This is a genomic window from Frankia sp. CoBUL1, assembly GCF_978021245.1.
Genome location: NZ_CDXDOS010000246.1, coordinates 1 through 4939 on the forward strand (window position 1 = coordinate 1; position 4939 = coordinate 4939).

Sequence of the window (4939 nt, forward strand, 5' to 3'; positions counted from 1 at the left end):
CGGTGTCGCCGCAGGTGGCGGCGGGATGGCCGACCCCGGGTCCTCGCCCCTGCTCCCGCTGGCCGGTGCGGCAGTGGGCGCCCTGCTGATCGGCGCCGGGGTTACCCGACGGCGCGCCCAGGGTGCGAGCTGACCCTGCTGTTCGGCGGCCCTGTGGCGTGCGGACACCCTCGTGGGTGACGGCCTCGGCCTGGTCCCACGCGGGGCCCGCGCACGAGGGTCGGGGGTCGCGTCGTCAACGACGCGACCCCCGGTCACCGTAGTGGTCGCCGGTACGGTAATGTGACTGCGTACGGGACGTGGCGCAGCTTGGTAGCGCACCAGACTGGGGGTCTGGGGGTCGCAGGTTCAAATCCTGTCGTCCCGACAGAGGTGGTAAAACCCGTTGCTCAGGCAGATGAGCCTGCTCAACGGGTTTTTTCGTCGTAAGCCGCCGTCACGCCGGTCCGGCCGGACCGGAAAGCCCACCCGGCTGACGGCCGGAACCCGGTCCAACCGTCAGCCGCCGCCCCTGCGGTCGCCGCGTTCACGCACCCGCACCCGCACCGAGATCGAGATGGGCGAACCGACGAAGCCGAAGTCCTCCCGGAGCCGGCGTTCCAGGAATCGACGGTAGGACGACTCCAGAAAACCCGTCGTGAACACCACGAACCGCGGCGGGCGCACTCCGGCCTGGGTCGCGAACAGGACCTTCGGAACCCGCCCTCCACGTGCTGGCGGCGGGGTCGCGGCGACGACCTCACCCAACCAGGTGTTCAGCCGGCCGGTCGGGATCCGGGTACCCCAGGACTCCAGCGCGGTGCGCAGCGCGGGGGCGAGCCGATCGGTCGCACGCCCGGTACGGGCCGAGACGTTCACCCGCGGCGCCCACGCGACCCGACCGAGGTCACGGACGATCTCCCGTTCCAGGGTGAGCCGGCGGTCGGTGTCCACCAGGTCCCACTTGTTGAAGGCGAGGACGAGGGCCCGTCCCGCGTCGACGACCATCGAGATGACCCGCTGGTCCTGCTCGGTCACCGGCTCGTCCGCGGCGAGCAGGACGATGGCGACCTCGGCGGCTTCCAGGGCCGAGGCGGTGCGCAGCGACGAGTAGTACTCGGCGCCGGAGGCCTCCCGGACGCGACGGCGCAGCCCGGCGGTGTCGATGAACATCCACTCCTCGCCGCCGACCGTCACCAGCTCGTCGACCGGGTCCCGGGTGGTGCCGGCGACGTCGTGCACCAACGACCGCCGGCTGCCGGCGAGCTTGTTCAGCAGACTCGACTTGCCGACGTTGGGCCGGCCGATCAGGGCGACCCGCCGTGGGCCGTCGGACTCGGTGAGGATCTCGCGCGGCGCCTCGGGCAACGCGGCGAGCACGGCGTCGAGCAGGTCTCCGCTGCCCCGGCCATGCAGGGCCGAGACCGGGTGCGGCTCGCCGAGCCCGAGGCCCCACAGCGCCGCCGCATCAGCCTCGAATCGTACGTCGTCGACCTTGTTCGCCACCAGGATCACCGGCAGCCCGCAGCGGTGCAGCACCCGGGCGACCGCCTCGTCGGCGTCGGTGGCACCGGTGACGACGTCCACGATGAACAGCACCGCATCGGCGGTGTCGAGCGCCGCGCGGGCCTGCTCGGAGACCTGGGCGGCCAGCCCCGTCGCGTCGGGTTCCCAGCCGCCGGTGTCGACGAGGGTGAACCGCCGCCCGCTCCAGACCGCGTCGTAGGCGACGCGGTCACGGGTCACCCCGGGGACGTCCTCGACGACCGCGGCGCGCCGGCCGAGGATGCGGTTGACCAACGTCGACTTGCCCACGTTGGGTCGCCCCACGACGGCCACCACCGGTTGACCGATCCCGGGGCCCGCGAACTCGCCGTCGAGCTCGCCCGCGAACCCATCGGGGCCGCCGACGTCATCGCCGAGGCCACCGTCGGCAAACCGGTCGAACCCGGCCGCGCCGAGGTCCGTTGATAGGTCTTGTCCGCTCATCACTGTCACTGCCAACTGTCATCGTGGGACGGGATCGCCTGTGATTCCCGGGCTCGGCGCCGGACACGCGAGCGTGGTCGGATCGCCGGGGGCTCTCACCCGCCCGTCCGGAGCGAGCAGCGATCTTGCTCAGATTACCCGGCGCCGGCCCGGTCAGCCCCGCCGGTCCCGCCCGCCTCGCCGCAGGCCTTTCCGGCCCGGACGGTCGCCAGATGGTCGAGCAGGCGCACCCGGATGTCCTCCGCGACGGCGGCCAGCGCCTTGCGCGAGCGTGGGTTCGCCGGGACCTCCACCGCGAACGGCGCACCGAAGACCACCCGGATCGGCACCGACCGGCGCGGCCAGCGCGCCCCCCGGGGCAGGGCGGCACCGGTGTTGATGCAGGCCACCGGTAGGACGCGGCAGCGGCCGTGCACCGCGAGGTAGGCGATGCCGTGCTGGACCGCCGCCATCTCCCCGCTGCCCCGGGTGCCCTCGGGGAACAGCCCGATCGCCCCGCCGCGGGAGAGCTCGTCCAGCGCGGTGTGCAGGGCCTCCCGGTCGGCCCGATCACGATCGATCGGGATCTGACCGCTGAACAGCAGCGCCCGGCCGAGCACCCCCCGGTACATCTCGACCTTACTCAGGCAGCGCACGGTCCGTGGGGACTCGATCACCACCAACGGGCCATCCAGCCAACTGCTGTGGTTCCCAGCGAAGATCAACGGTTCGTCGAAGGGGACGTTCTCAAGCCCCTCCAGGCTAATCTGCATGACCACCCGGTTGAGGAACCAGCGGACCCCGGGCTTGAGGACGCGGTGCGGGAGGTCGTTGTAGATCGGTGACGCGGCACCCCGGTGGACCGGTCCACGCGCCACCCGGGCGGCCCGCCGGGCCGCCTCCGCGGCACGTTCGCCGGCGCCGTCGTCCGGCCGAGCGGCCTCAACGCGGGGCGCCTCAGCGCGGGGGTTCGACGTGGTCATCTCGTCCGGTTCGGCAGCTGCTCGCAACGCCGAAGCACCTCGTCGACGACTTCGGACACCGACAGGGCCGTCGAGTCCAGAACCACCGCGTCGGGCGGGATGGCCAGCGGGTCCGCCGCCCGGTTGCTGTCGAGCGCGTCGCGCCGGTCGAGTTCGGCGAGGGTCCGGGCGACGTCGTCGACGCCCTTCTCCCCGAGCTGGCGGGAGCGACGCAGCGCACGGACCTCGGTCGAGGCGGTGAGGAAGACTTTGATCTGGGCGCCCGGCGCCACGACCGAGCCGATGTCACGACCCTCCACGACGATGCCGCCGGCCGGCAACGCGGCGGCGATCACCTGACGCTGTTGGGTGACGAGCAACGCCCGCACCGCCGGCACCGCCGCGATCGCACTGACCGCGTTGGTCACCGCGCGGGTGCGGATCTGGGCGTCCACCCCGACACCGTCGATGGCGATCGAGGGCTCGTCCGGGTCCGTACCGACCGAGATCACCGCCCGCTCGGCCAGCTCCGCGACCGCCGCCGGGTCCTCGATGTCAATCCGCTGTTCCAGCGCGAGCTGGGTGACCGCGCGGTACATCGCCCCGGTGTCGAGGTATCGCAGGCCGAGGCGGCGGGCGATCTCGCGGGCCACGGTGCTCTTCCCCGACCCTCCGGGACCGTCGACCGCCACGATCAGACCCTCGGCCCCGCCTTCGTGGACCGCGGGACCATCTCCCTCGGACCCGAGCGGCGCAGACGTTCCCTCCCGGCTGTCGGTGACCGTGCTTCCCGCCGACAGCGCAGACCCGTGGTCGGGCTTCACCCGATTCCTCCGTCCCGGTCACATATAGAGTCGTCGGATCGCGCCCCCGCGGATGCCGACATGTGCAACCCGGATCAGGCTACTCGGTACGGCATCAGGATCGCCGGTATGCCGTCCAGCCGTTGAGCGTCAACCGGTCGACGAGCTCGTCCGCGGCCGTCGGATCCACCGCGAGCTCGACGATGCCGGCGGGTGCGTCAAGGCTGTGCTCGAAGGGCCCGACATCCTCAATGTTGATCTGCCACTGGCTGATGAAGCCGACGAGCGCGGCGAGCTGGCCGGGTCGGTCGTCGAGCACGACCCCCACCCAGCCCCAGGACTGCGCCGGGGCGCCGGGCTTGCGCGGAAGCAGCGCACGGCCGGCCTGGCCGCCCCGCATGAGCCGGGAGACCGCGGCGGTGACCTCGTCACCGGAACCGGTGTCGAGGACGTCGGCGAGCGCGGTGAGCTGGGCGCCGAGGGAACGCACCCGCTCGGCGATCGGGCCGCGGTTACCCTCGATGATCCCCGACCACAGCTCGGCGTCGCTGTCGGCGAGCCGGGTGGTGTCGCGGAACCCCTGCCCGACGAAGGGCACGTCCCGTTCCGGCAGCCCGACGAGCGCCCCCGCGAGCGCGCTCGCGACGATCTGGGGCACGTGGGAGACCGACGCCATCGCCGCGTCGTGACGCTGCGGGGTGGTCCGCACCGGCGTGGCCCCGCAGGCGAACGCCAGCGCCACCGTGGCGTGCACCGCGGCCGACCCGGTGTGCAGGACGGGACAGACCGCCCAGACCCGCTCGGCGAACAGGTCCGCCCGGGCGGAGACGGCCCCGTGCCGTTCCCGGCCGGCGATGGGGTGGGCCGGGCACCACGTCGTGAGGTCGCAGCCGAGCTGGACTCCCTCGACCAACGGTCGGACCTTGACGCTGCCGGCGTCGCTGATCGTGTCCGCGAGGCCGGAGCGGGCCAGGGCGCGTACCTGGACCGCGACACTCGGCAGTGGGGTGGCGACGACCGCATGATCGACCCGCTCCCCCGCCCACGGCCGCCCGGCCCCCATCTTCTCGGCAAGCGCGACCTGTGCCTCGTCCACGTCGCGGAGCAGGACTTCGACGCCCCTTGCCGACAGCGCGAGACCGATGCTGGTCCCGATCAGGCCCGTGCCGACGACCCCGACCCGGCGCAGGCGCGGAAGGCGGGCGGCATCCCATTCCAACCCGACCA

The 4939-nt window shown here is 72.8% G+C and carries 4 protein-coding genes and 1 tRNA gene; 1 reads left to right on the forward strand and 4 read right to left on the reverse strand.

The features are described from left to right. Positions 1–293 precede the first annotated feature (293 nt). A tRNA-Pro gene (locus AC08OX_RS14825) sits at positions 294–367 on the forward strand. A 131-nt stretch (positions 368–498) separates the two neighbouring features. Here AC08OX_RS14825 and der read toward each other — a convergent pair. From der to AC08OX_RS14845, 4 genes are all read right to left on the reverse strand, one after another. Continuing rightward, entirely contained in the window at positions 499–1968 is a 1470-nt protein-coding gene (der, locus tag AC08OX_RS14830; RefSeq protein ID WP_476608352.1) for a ribosome biogenesis GTPase Der, read from the reverse strand. Positions 1969–2102: 134 nt separating this feature from the next. Beyond that, positions 2103–2930 (reverse strand): lysophospholipid acyltransferase family protein, encoded by an 828-nt coding sequence (locus AC08OX_RS14835; RefSeq protein WP_476608355.1) that lies wholly within the window; start codon positions 2928–2930, stop codon positions 2103–2105. Then, a complete protein-coding gene (gene cmk, locus AC08OX_RS14840; protein WP_476608353.1) occupies positions 2927–3733 on the reverse strand; it encodes a (d)CMP kinase in 807 nt (268 codons plus the stop codon). Before cmk ends, AC08OX_RS14835 begins: the two co-directional genes overlap by 4 nt. A 94-nt stretch (positions 3734–3827) precedes the next feature. After that, positions 3828–4939, reverse strand: a 1112-nt coding sequence (locus AC08OX_RS14845; RefSeq protein ID WP_476608354.1) for a prephenate dehydrogenase, incomplete at its 5' end; no start/stop codon positions are given.

Bases quoted from the DNA above. Each gene is read 5' to 3' on its own strand.
- der (WP_476608352.1), bottom strand. From the start codon at position 1,968: ATGAGCGGACAAGACCTATCAACGGACCTCGGCGCGGCCGGGTTCGAC.
- AC08OX_RS14835 (WP_476608355.1), bottom strand. From the start codon at position 2,930: ATGACCACGTCGAACCCCCGCGCTGAGGCGCCCCGCGTTGAGGCCGCT.